Source organism: Paenibacillus sp. FSL K6-2524 (assembly GCF_038005525.1).
GTDB classification, from domain to species: domain Bacteria; phylum Bacillota; class Bacilli; order Paenibacillales; family Paenibacillaceae; genus Fontibacillus; species Fontibacillus anaericanus.
Genome location: NZ_JBBOSP010000001.1, coordinates 156,991 through 172,500, shown reverse-complemented (window position 1 = coordinate 172,500; position 15,510 = coordinate 156,991). Strand labels below are relative to the sequence as shown.

General features: G+C 42.9%; 15 protein-coding genes and 1 other RNA gene (1 of these 16 only partly in view). 2 read left to right on the top strand and 14 right to left on the bottom strand.

The window, feature by feature from the left end:
- The 6 genes from NST85_RS00765 to NST85_RS00740 form a co-directional block, all read right to left on the bottom strand.
- Window positions 1-125 carry the 5' portion of a DUF5605 domain-containing protein gene (locus NST85_RS00765; protein WP_341188270.1) on the bottom strand. 1,363 nt of this gene lie to the left of the window's left edge, so 125 of the gene's 1,488 nt are visible here — the first part of the coding sequence; it begins with the start codon at window positions 123-125; its stop codon lies off the left edge, out of view.
- Window positions 126-160: 35 nt separating this feature from the next.
- Window positions 161-1,006 (bottom strand): carbohydrate ABC transporter permease, encoded by an 846-nt coding sequence (locus NST85_RS00760; protein ID WP_127194625.1) that lies wholly within the window; start codon window positions 1,004-1,006, stop codon window positions 161-163.
- A 3-nt stretch (window positions 1,007-1,009) separates the two neighbouring features.
- Complete coding sequence (locus tag NST85_RS00755; RefSeq protein WP_246054412.1) at window positions 1,010-1,915, bottom strand: carbohydrate ABC transporter permease; 906 nt, start codon at window positions 1,913-1,915, stop codon at window positions 1,010-1,012.
- Between the two features lie 82 nt (window positions 1,916-1,997).
- Window positions 1,998-3,326: an ABC transporter substrate-binding protein gene (locus tag NST85_RS00750; RefSeq protein WP_127194624.1), complete on the bottom strand. Its 1,329-nt coding sequence runs from the start codon at window positions 3,324-3,326 to the stop codon at window positions 1,998-2,000.
- Between the two features lie 101 nt (window positions 3,327-3,427).
- Entirely contained in the window at window positions 3,428-4,702 is a 1,275-nt protein-coding gene (locus NST85_RS00745) for an MGH1-like glycoside hydrolase domain-containing protein (RefSeq protein ID WP_341188269.1), read from the bottom strand.
- A 23-nt stretch (window positions 4,703-4,725) separates the two neighbouring features.
- A complete protein-coding gene (locus NST85_RS00740) occupies window positions 4,726-7,395 on the bottom strand; it encodes a family 78 glycoside hydrolase catalytic domain (RefSeq protein WP_341188268.1) in 2,670 nt (889 codons plus the stop codon).
- A 238-nt stretch (window positions 7,396-7,633) separates the two neighbouring features.
- Here NST85_RS00740 and NST85_RS00735 point away from each other — a divergent pair, with 238 nt between their 5' ends.
- A complete protein-coding gene (locus tag NST85_RS00735) occupies window positions 7,634-8,530 on the top strand; it encodes an AraC family transcriptional regulator (protein ID WP_341188267.1) in 897 nt (298 codons plus the stop codon).
- Between the two features lie 47 nt (window positions 8,531-8,577).
- On the opposite strand, the gene NST85_RS00730 is transcribed toward NST85_RS00735, so the two are convergent.
- The 7 genes from NST85_RS00730 to NST85_RS00700 form a co-directional block, all read right to left on the bottom strand.
- Complete coding sequence (locus NST85_RS00730; protein ID WP_127194631.1) at window positions 8,578-8,841, bottom strand: pro-sigmaK processing inhibitor BofA family protein; 264 nt, start codon at window positions 8,839-8,841, stop codon at window positions 8,578-8,580.
- Window positions 8,842-8,893: 52 nt separating this feature from the next.
- The gene (locus tag NST85_RS00725) at window positions 8,894-9,160 is read right to left on the bottom strand and encodes a DUF2508 family protein (protein ID WP_341188266.1); all 267 of its coding nucleotides are present in this window, start codon (window positions 9,158-9,160) and stop codon (window positions 8,894-8,896) included.
- 164 nt (window positions 9,161-9,324) lie between these two features.
- Window positions 9,325-9,924, bottom strand: coding sequence for a recombination mediator RecR (gene recR / locus NST85_RS00720; protein WP_127194620.1), 600 nt, complete (start codon window positions 9,922-9,924; stop codon window positions 9,325-9,327).
- Window positions 9,925-9,948: 24 nt separating this feature from the next.
- A complete protein-coding gene (locus NST85_RS00715) occupies window positions 9,949-10,260 on the bottom strand; it encodes a YbaB/EbfC family nucleoid-associated protein (RefSeq protein ID WP_127194619.1) in 312 nt (103 codons plus the stop codon).
- Window positions 10,261-10,324: 64 nt separating this feature from the next.
- Window positions 10,325-12,079, bottom strand: a complete 1,755-nt coding sequence (gene dnaX, locus NST85_RS00710; RefSeq protein ID WP_127194618.1) for a DNA polymerase III subunit gamma/tau — start codon at window positions 12,077-12,079, stop codon at window positions 10,325-10,327.
- Between the two features lie 252 nt (window positions 12,080-12,331).
- Window positions 12,332-12,599, bottom strand: an RNA gene (gene ffs, locus NST85_RS00705) — signal recognition particle sRNA large type.
- Between the two features lie 120 nt (window positions 12,600-12,719).
- Window positions 12,720-13,847, bottom strand: coding sequence for a hypothetical protein (locus NST85_RS00700; RefSeq protein WP_341188265.1), 1,128 nt, complete (start codon window positions 13,845-13,847; stop codon window positions 12,720-12,722).
- Between the two features lie 101 nt (window positions 13,848-13,948).
- On the opposite strand from NST85_RS00700, the gene NST85_RS00695 reads away from it, so the two are divergent.
- Complete coding sequence (locus tag NST85_RS00695) at window positions 13,949-15,196, top strand: stalk domain-containing protein (protein WP_445671138.1); 1,248 nt, start codon at window positions 13,949-13,951, stop codon at window positions 15,194-15,196.
- Between the two features lie 93 nt (window positions 15,197-15,289).
- Here NST85_RS00695 and rpmE read toward each other — a convergent pair whose 3' ends face one another.
- Entirely contained in the window at window positions 15,290-15,487 is a 198-nt protein-coding gene (rpmE, locus tag NST85_RS00690; protein ID WP_127194615.1) for a 50S ribosomal protein L31, read from the bottom strand.
- Between the last annotated feature and the right edge of the window lie 23 nt (window positions 15,488-15,510).

Genomic DNA, 15,510 nt, shown 5'->3' with positions numbered 1-15,510 from the left:
AACGTCGCACTCCAGAGTCCATCACCAAAAGCATTATTTTGCTCGGGGGCTATCTGAACAAGCTCGAACCTCCCCCATTGCTCCACGTCAGTTAACAATGCATCCAATTCTTTAGATTGCAGCAATTAACAGCCTCCTCATCATATACTTTTCTTTCGAATTATCCCTTGATTCCTGTCGTAGCAATCCCCTCAACAAAATACTTTTGCATAGAGAAAAAGAGGATGAGACTGGGCACAAGTGATAACACCGACATAGCAAACATAGGTCCCCATGCCGACTCACCAGTAGAATCCATAAATAGACGAAGTCCTAACTGAACGGTATACTTAGCCGAATTATTGAGATACAGCAATTGGCTGAAGAAATCATCCCATGTCCACATAAAGGAGAATAAGGCTGTAGTAACCAAGGCAGGTAATGCCAATGGCATAATCATGCGCAAGTATATTTGAACAGGACCGCAGCCATCAATCCGCGCTGACTCATCCAGTTCCTTCGGTAGGCCCCGAATAAATTGAACAAGTAGGAAGATGAAAAAGGCTTCGGTAGCCAAAAATTTCGGACTTATCAGAGGAAGAAAGCTATCTAACCAATCCATACCTTTAAACATAATATACTGAGGAATGGTTCTGACATGCTGTGGCAACATAATAGTAACCAACATCAAAGCAAACCATAGCCTCTTCAAACTAAAATCAAGGCGCCCGAACGCAAAAGCGGCCATCGAACAAGAGATCACATTTCCAACAATAACAAAAGCACATATAATGAGTGAATTCCAAAAATAAATGCCAAATCCGCGACCTGCAATTCCCTTCCACCCGTCAGCAAAGTTACTTAATGTAAACTGACTTGGCCATAAGCTGAGGTCACTAAAGATGAGTTGGCTAGGCTTCAAGGAACTCATGATCATCCAGATTACTGGATATAGCATTAGGGCTCCAAAGAATATGATTAATAGATGCTTCAACAAAATTCTGTAATTTTTTATAGTGGACACCATTACCTATTCGCCTCCATCGCCGTAGGTTACCCAACGCTTCGAAGAAGCGAATATAAGGGCTGTGAAAATTCCGATGATTACTAGTAGCACCCAGGCCATAGCTGATGCATAGCCCATTTCGAAGAAGGAGAATCCTTTGAGATATAAATAAAGTGTATAGAACATCGTTGAATCCAAGGGTCCACCTTTGCCGCCACTGACAATAAACGCAGGTGTAAACGCCTGAAATGAACTGATCATCTGCATAATGACATTGAACAGTACGACCGGAGACAATGTAGGGATCGTTATGTTTAAGAACTGACGGAATTTACCTGCCCCATCAATTTGGGATGCCTCATAATAATCTTGGGGAATTTGCTTTAAACCAGCTAGAAATATAATCATTGAGGAACCAAACTGCCAAACTGACAATGCGACCAGTGAAGATAGGGCATACTTAGGATTAGAAACCCAGTCGGGGGCATGGATGCCAAAGGTATCCAATAGAAAGGAATTAATAACCCCGCCACCGCCAAACATTTTACGCCAGAGAACAGAGATTGCGACACTGCCTCCTAATAGCGTAGGAATATAATAGATGGTTCTGTAAATGCCAAGCCCTTTTATCCCTTTATTCATAAGCATCGCTACCAATAAGGCAAAACCTAGCTTTAAGGGAACTGAGCTAAATACATACAGAAACGTGACCTGAAGTGATTTTAGATAGCGTGGATCATGATTAAACATCTTGTCGTAGTTATCAAGCCCAACCCAATTGGATGGGGTGAGTAAGTTGAAATCGGTAAATGACAGGTATAAGGAAGAAATCATCGGTATTAGTGTAAGTGCAAAAAAACCTAGAAACCACGGTAGCAGGAATAAATAAGCTGTTGAATTACGCTTCCACCACTTTACTATCGGGTGAATACCGGACCGGTCATGATGACCGGTCCGATTTTTTTGTTTAGCTACAATCTGATTCAATATGCTCACCCTTTCACTAGCTCATTTATTTCGATTTAGCAACGGCGGCTTCTGCGGCAGTCACAACATCAACCGCGGCTTCTGCAGATGACTTAGCATCAAATCCTACAGACATAGCTGCATTATTCAACTGACCATCGAATTCTCCAATGTTAGGAAGCTCGCGATCCATACTACTCGCTACACCTGCTGCCGTGTTGAAGTATTCATATATTTTCTTATCCATATCCGAACCATCACCGCTCAACATATTTCTAACTTCTTCGGAGCCAGGGATACCACGATCATTCCCTAGAATCTTTGTAGCCTCTAGATCGTTAACCATGAAATTAATAAATAATGCCGCTTCCTTAGGGTGCTTAGATTCCTTACTGATCGTCATGAATTGACTCGGTTGAATCCATAAACCTGAACGTTTCTCATCTTTAGCCGTTGGTAACAAGCTGACACCTAGCTCGTCCTGCATAGCACTCTGGAATCCTGACATTTGATTGGACCAGACTAGGGACATTAATACTTTTCCTTGAACTAGCAAGGATACATCAGGACTGGTCTCCGACATAGATGCAGATGCCTCAGAACTAGGGACTATACCTGCTGCCCGGAAGTTACTCCACATATCGAACCATTTCTCGACATCTTCCTGATTAAAAGCTACTGCTTCATCACGATAGAACGTTTTGTCCTGTTGACGAAGGAAATAGTTCAGATAATGAGTGAAAAACGATTGATCTGCGAAGGCGAATTTACCATCTAATTTAGTTACAGCATCTTTTCCATATGCCTCAAGATCTTCCCAAGTCATATTCTCCTTAAGTGGCTCCAGTCCAGCTTGCTCCATGAGTGTCTTATTGTAGACTAGACCCAATACATTTGAGCCAAGGCTAATTCCGTATTGCTTGTCGTTCATAGCCCCTGCTTCAACTACATTCTGATCAAAATTTTCAATAGAAATCTCTTGACCCACATAAGGGCTTAAATCAAGCAATGCCTCTTTGGAGACATAGTCCGGGTAGTTATTTCCAAGTTGCATTAAATCGGGAGGATTACCTCCAGCGATTTGAGTTGCAAGTTTGTCAAAGTAACCATCATTGCCCATATATTCCGGGCTGATCTTAATGTTCGGATATTTCTTTTCAAACAACTCAATTACCTTTAAGGTAGCATCATGTCTAGCCTGAGAGCCCCACCACATAATCCGTAGACTTACATTTTCATTAGATGAATTTTTCTTATTACTATTGGATGAACTACTACTATTCGCTCCGTCATTGCCTCCATTACCTGAGCAAGCAGCAACAACAAACATCATCAATATAAGCAGTACCGTCAACATCTTCTTTTGTAATTTCATATAAACCCTCCATTCAGAATATGGTGAAATCGTAATCTCTTTATATTAAAAATTCACTTGGAAACCGTTTTCAAATATTAATAGCAAGGAACCATGTGAGTTCATTCCCTTAAATGTCGAGAAAGCGCTGGTTTATCAGCAAGCTCACTCACCATATTAAGTACAAGCATATTCCAGTTGAGAAAACCGCCATTCATCACTGGCTTACCGCTCGCAGGATCGTAATATTCATGAAGAGTTCCACTACGTTCAAGATCTCCTCCGAACAATTCCACTGATTTACGGGCAATAATCTCAGCTTCCTCCCTGTAGCCGTAGTTCATCAAGCCACGGAAAGCCACATAATTGACAATCCCCCAAATCGGACCTAACCAGTTCGACGGATTATTTGTTGCTGAAATATTGTACATTTTCTCATCCATAGCAAGTGAGGGAACTCCATATGGGCTATTGAACGTATTCTTGTCAGCTAGATGCATTGTTGATAAGCAAAGGCTCTGTTCGACAGTAGCTGTTCCTGACCATAAAGGAATAAAACCTGTCCAAGCTCGTACTTTAATGGGCAGTGTTTTCCAGAACACCCCTAGACCCGTGTGAAACCAATCGAACTGTCTTGTCTTAATATCCACATCCACAGAGTAGAAGAATTTGTCCCTTGGATCCCAACATTCCGCTTGGATTGCTTCCTCCAGTTTCTGGGCCTTCTGATTGTAATAGCACTGCCTATCGAAAAGTCCCCATTCACCACAAAGTAGTGACATCGCTTTCATTTCACTCACCATAAATGAGTTCAAATAAATATTGGCGGTGGAGAACTTAGGTCTTCCGAAGGTAGCTGGATCATTATCCATCCCAATCATAATGTCATCTGCCCAAACATAAAGACTGCAATTTTCATTATAATAATCACGATCGTAGCAAGCGAAATACTTCTCAAGTCCATCAATGTACGTTCTGGCCCATTCATAATCGTTACAGTGCCCTGAGATCAGTGCAATATGTTGACTTAAGAACGGCTTATGCATATTGAGCAGAACACCCTCTTTGCGTTTGCCGATCAAATAAGGTTCCTCTGTCTGTCCTTTCTCGATCATCATTGGAATATATCCGTCATCCATCTGATGATCAAAGAAATTGTGAATATTCCCTTTTGCAAATGGAGTAACCGATCCTTGCGGTAGCAGGTCTCCCTCCAAATTCAGTAGGGCATAAGTTGACCAGAAGGAGTCCCAATCCCACAAGTTAGCACTATAGACAGATCCAGGATCAATAAATGGATATTTCAAATAATGTGCTGGCCCCTTAAGGCACCCCTCTGCTTGTTCAGATATAAACTTACGAAGCAGAGCAACATGACTCTCAAAACGTTCACCCATTCCTATCCTCCTAATAACTCAGCTTATTCTGTAAAATCCTCTGAAGAAATCACACTTTCAAAAGTGTAGCTCCCAGAGCCCACATTAAATATAGATCGGTTCTGTTCAGTTCCTATGAATTGCGCAGGTCCATTTGCTAGAATAACTTCACCTGGAATACGAAGCTCTGTATGCGTGTTTACCGGGAGGTTCACGGACATATGAAATCTATCCTTGTCTCGAGACCATTCAACCCTAATTTCACCGTAGGGAGACTGATATTTACTATTAATAGAAACTAACTTCCCTCCAGGATGAGGTTCAATCTTGATTTTTTTGAATCCAGGCTGCTCATCATCTGGTTCTATGCCGACTACATATCTGTACAGCCATTCACCCACTGAACCCAAAGAATAATGATTAAAAGAATTCATTGATGGGGTCTGGAAACCTTTCTCTTCTGTCCATCCGTCCCATCGTTCCCATATTGTCGTAGCACCGTGCTTTACTGAATACAACCATGATGGAAACTGCTCTTGATGAAGCAATCGATATGCCAGATCACCGAAACCATTCTCAGTTAGTACAGGAAGCAGGTATCCTACACCCAGAAACCCTGTACTTAGTCGATCGCCATTGCTGACAATGAGTTCTTCCAGCCGCTTAGCTGATTTTTGCTTGAATTCTGGTGTAAGTAGATCGAAATAAAGCGCCAGTACATATACCGTTTGTGTATCACCCTTGATTGTTCCATCCGCAGAGACATAAGCACGAATGAATGATTCCCTAATCTGTTCAAATAATTGCCGGTATGCCCTCTCATCATCATGATTGCCAAGCACCTTCGCAATACGAGCGAACAAAGCGGTACTATAGCCAAAATATGCTGTTGCGAGTACATCTTTAGGGGTATCTGCACCAACGGATAACCAATCTGCATGATTGGCGTAATCGGGTCTTATCAATCCATCACTGTTCTTCTTTAAATAATCGACCCAGCGCTTCATCGCAGTATAACTTGTTCTTAATATCTCTAGATCTCCATACATAAGATAAATCGTCCATGGAATAATAACGCCAGCATCGCCCCAACCAGCATTATCTGGAGCAAACCATTTGGAGCTACTGATACCCTTGTACACCTTCCAACCTGCATCTGGAGCAACATCGGGAAATGCTCCTTCTGGAGACTGCGCATCCAGAACATCCACCATATATTTACGAAAAAAACCTGCGACATTCATATTGTAAGAGGCTGTCCTTACAAATATTTGAGCATCACCAGTCCAACCTAGCCGCTCATCCCGTTGCGGACAATCTGTAGGAACCGACAGAAAATTTCCCCTTTGTCCCCATTGAATATTGGAAATGAGCTTATTAACAAGTTCATCTGAAGTCGTTAATTCACCAGTTAAAGGCGTATCCGAATGTATCGCTTTAGCCGAAATTGATATCATTGTTATGTCCTTATTCAAATCTTCAATCTCTATATATCTGAATCCATGAAAGGTAAAGTGCGGCTGGAAACATTGATTATCCTCTCCATTCAGTACATAGTGACAAATCTGAACTGCCCTACGTAAATTCAAGGTATAGAGAGAACCATCTTGATCCAGCATTTCAGCATGATTGATCGAGATACGACTGCCGGCAATACCACATACAGTAATTGCTGTCCAACCCGTCATATTCTGTCCGAAGTCATATATTGTGGTCCCACGCTCTGTCACATAACTCGATATAGGCGCTACATCTTTTATTATACGTACTGGTGGGCCATTTTGCGGTTGTAATACCCCACTATAGGATTCAAATGTATCTGCTGAGTTCCATTCTGAGTCATTGAACCCTGGTAAGGTCCAACCCTCGTGTTCAAGCCGCGAATCATAACTTTCCCCTTTGATCATGTCTGAATATAGGATTGGACCTTCACTTATTCTCCAACTACGATCAGTGCAGAAGATTTCGTTAGTTCCATCCTGATATTCAATCTGCAATTGCATAAGGCAGCTTGGGTGGTTACCGTATATACGCGTTCCCATCATGCCGATATTTCCTGAATACCAGCCTGTACCCAATATGATCCCCCAAGCGTTATCGCCTTCATGTAAAATATTCGTCACATCAAAGGCCTGATAGAATGCTCTCTGTGAATAATCCGTCCATCCAGGAGCCAATATGTGATCCCCTACGCGATAACCATTAAACCATGTCTCGTAGGTTCCTAGTGCCGTTGCATATAACACAGCTCTAGCGATGGGCTTGCCCACAACCAACTCCTGACGCATATAACTAGCAGGGACAAGTTCCTTTTCCTCTCGATCCAATCTTCCGATCCAATCCCCGGACCAGTCCTGTGTAGACAATCCCGTCCCAAACTCGCCAACATCGCTCCATCCACAATATTCATCATCACTATGCCAAGTTTGAATTTTATAAAAATAGCGTGTTCCCGGAGACAAAGCCATACCGTTATACGTAATATAGATGGAAAGGTCACTAATAACCTTACCACTGTCCCACATATTCCCGTTATCTTCCGTTAAAAGCTCTTCGTTGTCGGCTACCAATATACGATAGGCATATTGGATGAGATTCCATTGTTTATTTGGATAATCTGGTTCTATATTCCAGCTGAATCTGGGGCGATCAGTCCCGATAACCAGAGGATTGATTTCATCCTCTACTAACAGTCGCACCACATTAATTCCCATAATTTCTCTATCTCCTCCCCCTTATGTTGTTCCTCATAAAGATGTATTTGTGAGTCGCTTGTTTCTAATCACTCACAGTATAGGGGACATGGGGCGGACATTTATAGGTCGATCTTGCATAATAACGAGGGGTATTATGTAGAGTTATTTCTGACCTTGATCTTTGCATAAAACTATGGATAATATAAGATTTATACATATCTCTTAAAATACTGCTCATATATGGAGGCGCTTTCAGGTGGTTTTTGAATTAAGAGGAACTCGTTTTTTCGAGGATGACTTTCCTATCTACTTAAACCGTGAAGTCGAGGCATTCCACCTTCGAGAACATATACACGATTTCGTGGAGCTCTGCCTGGTAGAGGAAGGACAGGGGCACCACTTTATTGACAAAAAATCATATCCGGTCCAAAAAGGAGATGTATTTCTTCTGCCGGTAGGCACTGTGCACGTGTTTCGTCCTGTCTCTGCCCGAACCTCACATCCACTCGTTGTATGCAACTGTATATTCAAATTAGAGGCTCTTCAGGAATTATTAATTAACTTTCCGGCAGACTCCCGCTTATATGAAATGATTACTCGAACATGTGCAGGAGAAGGATATTGGTACCAGTTCAGAGATAACCGTAATAGGCTGAATCATTTATTTAATGAAGCCTACTTAGAGTACTACAATCGTGGAAGCAACTATAGAGTATTGATTCGTTCATTGGTGCTCCAAATATTTATAGTGCTTGACCGTCTCGCTAGTGAAAACGATATTGGCTCTTATACCGAATCTGCTACTATGGTGGCAGAAAGAATGCAAGATGCACTGGAACTACTACATAGCAACTACAAGGAACATTTAACTTTGGAAATGCTAGCAGAGAAAGCTTTTATGAGTGTCAGACAATTTCAGATTATGTTCAAACAAGCTACAGGCAAAACCTTTAATCGTTATATCCAGCATGTCCGCATTCTCAAAAGCTGCGAGCTCCTTGTACATACCGATTGGTCAGTGAGGCAAATTGCAGAAGAAGTCGGATATTCAGATATGAAATTTTTCCATGCTTTATTCCGAAAAATCACTAGTGAATCTCCATTAAGGTATCGACAAACTTATAAAAAGAATACAAATTGCAAACACAAATAGAACTCGATGAGCCCTAATAGGGTTTATCGAGTTTTATTCTTCTCATTTCAAACTATAGTCATTTTTAATCCGACCAATAAAGCGACCCCAGGCAGTCCTAAAACCAGCGCTGTACTCATAGTTACAGGATTTAACGGGATATACACTTCGGTGAACAAACCTGAAAAATTAACAAGGTATATTCCTAGTGCAGCAAGCACAACATGAAAGCCCAAACGAGTGAGCCAGGCGAACCCCAGTTTTTTGACAAATAAAATATATAATAACAAGATCAACGAAACAACTAATACACCCACCAGTACCAATTTCATCATCACACTTGTCCTTTCTAAAGTATTTCTCTCATAAAAGTATCTTTAAAGTTTATCTTTGCCTGAAAATATTCCAATTCAAGTTTGCTCCCTTAGCAATCTTGAGCTGTATCTGATACCGTCTCTCTGCCGCTTCAAGTGTATAAATAGCTACATCAACTTCGTCACTTTCAACAGCCGCCTGAAAAGCCTGGTATGCCCGCTCCCACTCTTCTCTGGCTTTGCTAACTTCTTGGTATAGTTGTTTTTTGTATATGAAATCACTATCCTCCTGCGGTGCCGATCTCCATCTTGCTATTGGTCCTCTCCATTGCCCCACTCTCTGTCACTCCCCTTCATCCAGTTATTTCATTTGTATCGATGAAAGGACAAACTTAGAACTAAAAGAGGATAAATCAACGCGAACTTATACCTTCTTGCAACAAAAAAAAGAACCATGATCCCGATTATTTATTCGGGTCAAGGTTCTTCTTGTACTAGGTGTTAATGCAATTCGCGGCGGCCTTCTAGTGCCTTGGATAGCGTTACTTCATCTGCGTATTCCAAGTCACCACCAACAGGTAGTCCATGAGCAATCCGTGTAACACTTATATTAAACGGTCTAACAAGGCGAGAAATATACATAGCCGTCGCCTCTCCCTCAATGTTGGGATTGGTAGCCATAATCAATTCTTTCACTCGCTCATCGCTCAATCGAGTTAGCAGTTCCTTCAGCCGGATATCGTCCGGGCCTAGCCCCTCCATAGGAGAGATAGCTCCTTGCAACACATGATAGTAGCCGTTAAATTCTTTCGTCCGTTCCATGGCAACCAGATCCTTGGAGTCTTGAACCACACAAATTATAGAGGCATCCCTAGTCTTGTCCTGACAAATCCGACAGGGATCACAATCCGTAATGTTGCAGCAGACGGAGCAGTAATGAAGATTTCGCTTCACACTAACCAAGGCTTTGGCGAAATCGATAACGTCATCCTCTTTCATGCGCAGCACGTGAAAAGCCAGCCTCGCGGCCGTCTTAGGTCCGATTCCTGGCAAATGGGTAAATGCGTCGATCAGCTTCGCGATCGGTTCTGGATAATACAATGGGCGGTCTCCTTCAGTTGTGGATTAAAACAGTCCTGGAATCTTCATTCCGCCTGTAAATTTACCCATATCTTGGTTTGCTAGCTCTTCAGCTTTGGTTAGAGCGTCGTTCACTGCTGTGAGAACTAAATCCTGTAGCATTTCAACATCTTCTGGATCTACAGCTTCTGGTTTGATGTTCAGAGAGATCACTTTTTTGTGACCATTCACTTGTACTGTAACTACGCCACCACCTGCGCTACCCTCAATGACTTTATCGCCGAGCTCCTCTTGGGCCTTCAACATTTGCTCTTGCATTTTCTTCACTTGCTTCATCATTTGGTTCATGTTATTCATATCATTCACAACTCCTTTTCGATTTCATTATTATAGTATAGATGTTGCTGATTAAATATAGTTATTACTCTTTGATGACCACTAGATCATCGCCGAACATCTGAAGGGCTTCATCTACCCAAGGTTCCTTACTGCCTTCCCCACCTTCAGAGGGTAACTCCAATTCAAGGGATTCCTTCGCTGGCTCCGCAGCCCCTTGAACAGCATCATTCCAGTCCTTCAGCATCATCGTCACCAAGCGGCAAGGCTTGCCAAGTATTCGTGCCATCACTGACTCAATTACTTGTTTGTTAGCTGGCTTCTCCGTGGTTTCACGGTGGATATCATTTTTGAAGGCGACCAGAACAGAGTCTTCCAGCGCGGAAACAGGTTCCCCATTCACAAACCAAGCGTGTATGGTTACTTTCTCTTCTTTAACCGCTTGTAGTACGCCATTCCACTTACCTTCAGCTGCTACAAACTCCGGGCTGTTTCGCTGCGCTACATAACTCGCAAGTCCCGAAGGGAGCTTGGCGGTAGAAGATATCCTCGGTGCGGCAGTTCTTGTTGCAGGTCGGTTTGATTGTGCCCCTGAAGCATCTGATCCAGCTCCACTTCCCAAACCACCTTGAACGGCACGCTCCAGCTTCTTCTCTAACTCAGCCAACTGGCGCTTAAGCTGCTGTACCTCAGAATTAGGAACAGAATTACTTACATTAACCGTGGTATTCTCATGGCCTGCATGCTGCTCTTGTTGTGGAATACCACATATCTTCAGCAATGCTACTTCAAACAACATCTGCGGTTGTACTGCATACTTCATTTCTGTCTGATAATGGTTAAGTGTATCAATCATCGCAAATAATTGATTCCGCGAAAAGGCCTGTGCCATCTCTCTGAAATCCTGAGGATCAAGCACGCGCTCCGTCAGCTTCTCTGCTGCTGGGACCATCTTAATCATCAATAAATCGCGGAAATAATACAGTAGGTTCTCCATGCACTTATCGGCACTTTTCCCCTCCTGCATGAAACTTTCAATCATTTGCAGCATACCGCCAACATCGCCCTCAAGTAGCGTCTTGGCTAGCTCTGCAAACTGCGCCGAAGGAATGCCTCCCGTCATATCCAGCACCTGCTGGTATGAAACATGTCCATCGGTAAATGAAGCTATTTGATCCAATATGCTGAGTGCGTCACGCATCCCACCATCCGACAATCGTGCAATATACTGAATCGCTTCATCTTCAGCTGTAATGCCTTCTTGCTGACAAATAAGCTGTAGACGTTCACTTTGTTCTTCTAAAGATACCCGCCGGAAATCAAAACGCTGGCAACGTGAAATAACTGTAGCCGGCAAACGGTGCGGTTCTGTAGTTGCAAGAATAAACATGACATGCGGCGGCGGTTCCTCTAGCGTCTTGAGTAATGCATTAAACGCCTCGGTCGTCAGCATATGGACTTCGTCGATAATATAAACCTTATGTCTTACTTCCGTAGGGGCATATTTGACTTTCTCACGGAGATCGCGGATTTCCTCGACCCCGCGATTGGAAGCGGCGTCAATTTCAAGTACATCCATAACGGCGCCTGAAGTAATCCGGCGGCATGAATCGCACTCGTTGCAGGGTTCCGGCGCGGGTCCCTTTTCACAGTTGACCGCCTTGGCCAAAATCTTTGCGGCACTGGTCTTCCCGGTTCCACGCGGTCCACAGAATAAATAAGCGTGAGACAGTCTTCCCTCGCGGATCGCATTCTGCAGCGTGCGGATAATATGCTGCTGTCCCACCATGTCTTGGAACGACTGTGGCCGCCAAGCACGGTACAACGCAATATGCTCCATATGCGGCACCTTCTTTCTTCCCTTAAGCGGCATTGCCGCTTCCTTATTATACTATACTCGAGGATCGAGGAAAACTTTTAATCGAGTTTCTCCAGCAAGTGTATGTAGAAATTTATGGAACACTCTTTTGCACAAGATTACTCGATATCGATAACACGGAATTTAGCCCTTATCCAACTAGGTTTGACAATCCATCATACAAAAAAACATCCTTGTCCTGAGACAAAGATGTATCTTCATAATAATATGTAGCCGTGCACCTGTTATTGATCATTGCGATCCAAGCGGCACCTTTAAAGCGCAACTCGGGACAGGCTCTCCTCCGGCACAAAAGTGAAACTGCTTATGGCTGCTTCCTTCCGGACCTGACCAGGTTCACAGGTACTCATTGCGGAGGACCCGTCCGTCAACGTCTGCCGTAAAGACCGGACCTCACATCGACAAGACCTCTAACAGGAATTCAACCTCGCTATAGCGGATTGCGAGTTACAGGGCACCGCTACCTCCCCATCTAGCACGGTAAAAATCATTATATCTCATGCTAATCAAAATTGCAACCAAAGACCCTAGAGATGCTGAAGACAAAAGTAACTACTACCAATAAGCTTTTTTAATTGAAATAATATCTATTAAATAGATTTTACTGCACCTCTGGCTCTGCTGTTCTATTAAGCGGTTGTGAGCTAACTGCCCATAGATTATTACCAATGAGTAAAAATCCGAAAGAGGTCGGGACGATACTGGTAAAATCAGTACCTCCTTGCGGGATCGTTATCTTCTCCCACTTTTTCCCGTCCGCAGAGTAGATCAAAACGGTTTCTTGCTCAGCTCGACCCGGTGAACTCCAGTCAAAGTGATTGCCCGCTGCCAAATATTCTTTACCGTTATACCCAATAACATTCAGATACAAGCGTAAGCCATCTTTGGAATACTTCCCTGTCTTCTCATTCCAAGTTGCATTTTTAAAGGAGAACAATTCTGTTGTCTTGCTTCCATCCTGCGTAGAGAATATGGAATTCTGATAGGCGTATAGAAACCTTTTACCATCCCATACCCCATTATAGCCACCTAGGAAATTAGTACCTTTACTTGTCCAAATATTCCCATCTTTAGAAACAGCCGAGGTATTACCGCTCGCCAGAAAGATTTTCCCGTTCGTTACTAGTGAATCAAGAGGCCGCTCACCAGCGATGCTTTTCTCGATATTCTTAAACTTCGCCTTTTGAAAACTCTTCAGATCACTCGAAATCAGAATATGATTCGGGCCAGCAAAATAAAAACCATTGACGGCCTTATCTCGATCTTGGGCCAAGAAATAATAGGTTCCATTTATGTATAGAAGATCCTGAAAGGCATACTCTTTGTCATCTGTATAAGGGATTACATGTTGATCCCAGATCTTCCCGTCCTTAGAAGTAGAAAAACCCCCATCATAAAGAACAATAAACTGTTGCCCATCAAAAATGAGCCTACGAACGAGGCCAGACGCACCGTCACATTTGACACCATCGATCATTGTGTACGGCTCCTGATCCTCCCAATTCAAGCCATCAGACGATTTGTAAAGGTATCCTCCATAATCAAAGAATAAATAGAATTCCCCGTTAAACGCGATGTCCCCTTGCTTGTTATTTGAAACTCTGTCCCTAACCTCGAATAACTGTTCTGTATACAGCTTGGTTTGAGCTTGTACTTGCTGCGCGGGAAGCAGAGGCACTATGAATAACATCAAGATCAACGAGATCATCGAACATTTTCTAAAACTCATATCTTATCCTCCTAAATTCGCTCTTCCTACCCAATGCACTTCATCTAATAGTTTGATATATTAATAGTATAATATGGAACTTGATAGAAAGGATGAAATTGTTGAAAATATTAGGAAAAGTACTACTAGCCACGACTCTATTAGCAGGAACACTTACAGGGTTACATATTAACCAAGTGGATGCGGCACCTCCGGTAAGCATTCAGCTAGACAACTACCCGCTATCATTCCCAACAGAACCAATCATTGTCGAAGGAACCACCATGGTCCCTTTCCGCGCTATTTCGGAAGCGCTTGGCATTCAAATCACTTGGAATCAATCGACCAAGACTATTGATGCGGTTCAAGGTGAAGGAGCAAATGCAACTCGTGTTCAGTTAACCCTCAATAACAAAAAAGCCATCGTTGACGGGACCACTGTTAATCTCAATGTAGCCCCACAATCCGTTAGTGGCAATACGCTTATTCCACTCAGCTTCTTCAGTCAGCAGTTTGGAGCCGATGTGAAATGGGACCAAGCGACGCGTACCGTGTCTATCACTTCTCCACAGAAGCGGTTATATACGTTGGGCTTTTATGCCATCAAATCCATATCTGATGCCGGCTCTATCCCAAGTTTGGATTCCGTCGCCTTTGGTTGGAGCCGAATTGACGAGAACGGAAATTTCACTCTGACAGGCAAAGACTTCTACATGCCCTCTCCTCTAGGGGATGTTACATCTGAAACACTAGTTAGCAGCGCTTCAGACTCCCGTACGACTCCTTATCTCATGGTATACTCCGGCGATGTAAATGGAGAATTGACCAAAATCATCGACGATGCTGAGCTTCGCAAACAAGCTATTTCAGGAATGATATCTACGGCTGTCAACAATAAATTTAAAGGGATTATGCTCGATTTCGAAGGCCTTGGACTGACAACGGACAAAACAATTACCCGGGAGTCCTTTAACTCTTTTGTCAAAGACTTATCTAAAGAGACCAACGCCAATGGCTTGAAGCTATCCCTTGCCTTGCACGCACTAAATTCATCTTATCAAGGGTATGATTATAAGACGCTGGGTAAAATCGCGGATGAAATAATCATTATGGCCTATGATTATCAAAATACAGATCAGCCAGAGCCTATTGACAAGGTTAATGAAGCTATTGCCCTTGCTGTAAAAGAAACCGACCCAGCGAAACTGGTATTGGGGCTTAATATGTATCATGAGAATACGGAGTCCCTGAATCCACTGATCGGTCTTGCCAAAAGATACAATCTCAAAGGTATCGCTTTGTGGAGACTCGGACTGATCACCAGTGACCAATGGACTCAAGTACGCCAAAGTGTTGAATTTAAGAAATAGTATTCCACTTCAAAGAATACAAAAAATCCCCCGACCTCATAGAGGTGGGGGATTTGACATTTGTTAGAGATGCTACTTAAGCAGCAAAACTTATTAGATGCCGTATTTTTTCTTGAACTTGTCCACGCGTCCACCAGCATCCAGGAATTTTTGTTTTCCTGTAAAGAATGGATGACAGTTGGAGCAAATTTCAACACGCAGATTTTGCTTCACGGAACCCGTTTCGAAGGTATTACCGCAAGCGCAAGTAACTGTAGTCAAATTATATTTGGGTTGAATTGCTTCATTCATTTCTTTCACCTCTTTCCGCCCTG

What these genes read in the sequence shown, in the direction of transcription:
- NST85_RS00715 (WP_127194619.1), bottom strand. Translation starts at nt 10,260, where the DNA reads ATGAATAACATGAACCAAATGATGAAGCAAGTGAAGAAAATGCAAGAG.
- NST85_RS00740 (WP_341188268.1), bottom strand. Translation starts at nt 7,395, where the DNA reads ATGGGAATTAATGTGGTGCGACTGTTAGTAGAGGATGAAATCAATCCT.
- NST85_RS00750 (WP_127194624.1), bottom strand. Translation starts at nt 3,326, where the DNA reads ATGAAATTACAAAAGAAGATGTTGACGGTACTGCTTATATTGATGATG.
- NST85_RS00745 (WP_341188269.1), bottom strand. Translation starts at nt 4,702, where the DNA reads ATGGGTGAACGTTTTGAGAGTCATGTTGCTCTGCTTCGTAAGTTTATA.
- rpmE (WP_127194615.1), bottom strand. Translation starts at nt 15,487, where the DNA reads ATGAATGAAGCAATTCAACCCAAATATAATTTGACTACAGTTACTTGC.
- dnaX (WP_127194618.1), bottom strand. Translation starts at nt 12,079, where the DNA reads ATGGAGCATATTGCGTTGTACCGTGCTTGGCGGCCACAGTCGTTCCAA.
- NST85_RS00730 (WP_127194631.1), bottom strand. Translation starts at nt 8,841, where the DNA reads ATGAAATTGGTACTGGTGGGTGTATTAGTTGTTTCGTTGATCTTGTTA.
- NST85_RS00760 (WP_127194625.1), bottom strand. Translation starts at nt 1,006, where the DNA reads ATGGTGTCCACTATAAAAAATTACAGAATTTTGTTGAAGCATCTATTA.
- NST85_RS00700 (WP_341188265.1), bottom strand. Translation starts at nt 13,847, where the DNA reads ATGAGTTTTAGAAAATGTTCGATGATCTCGTTGATCTTGATGTTATTC.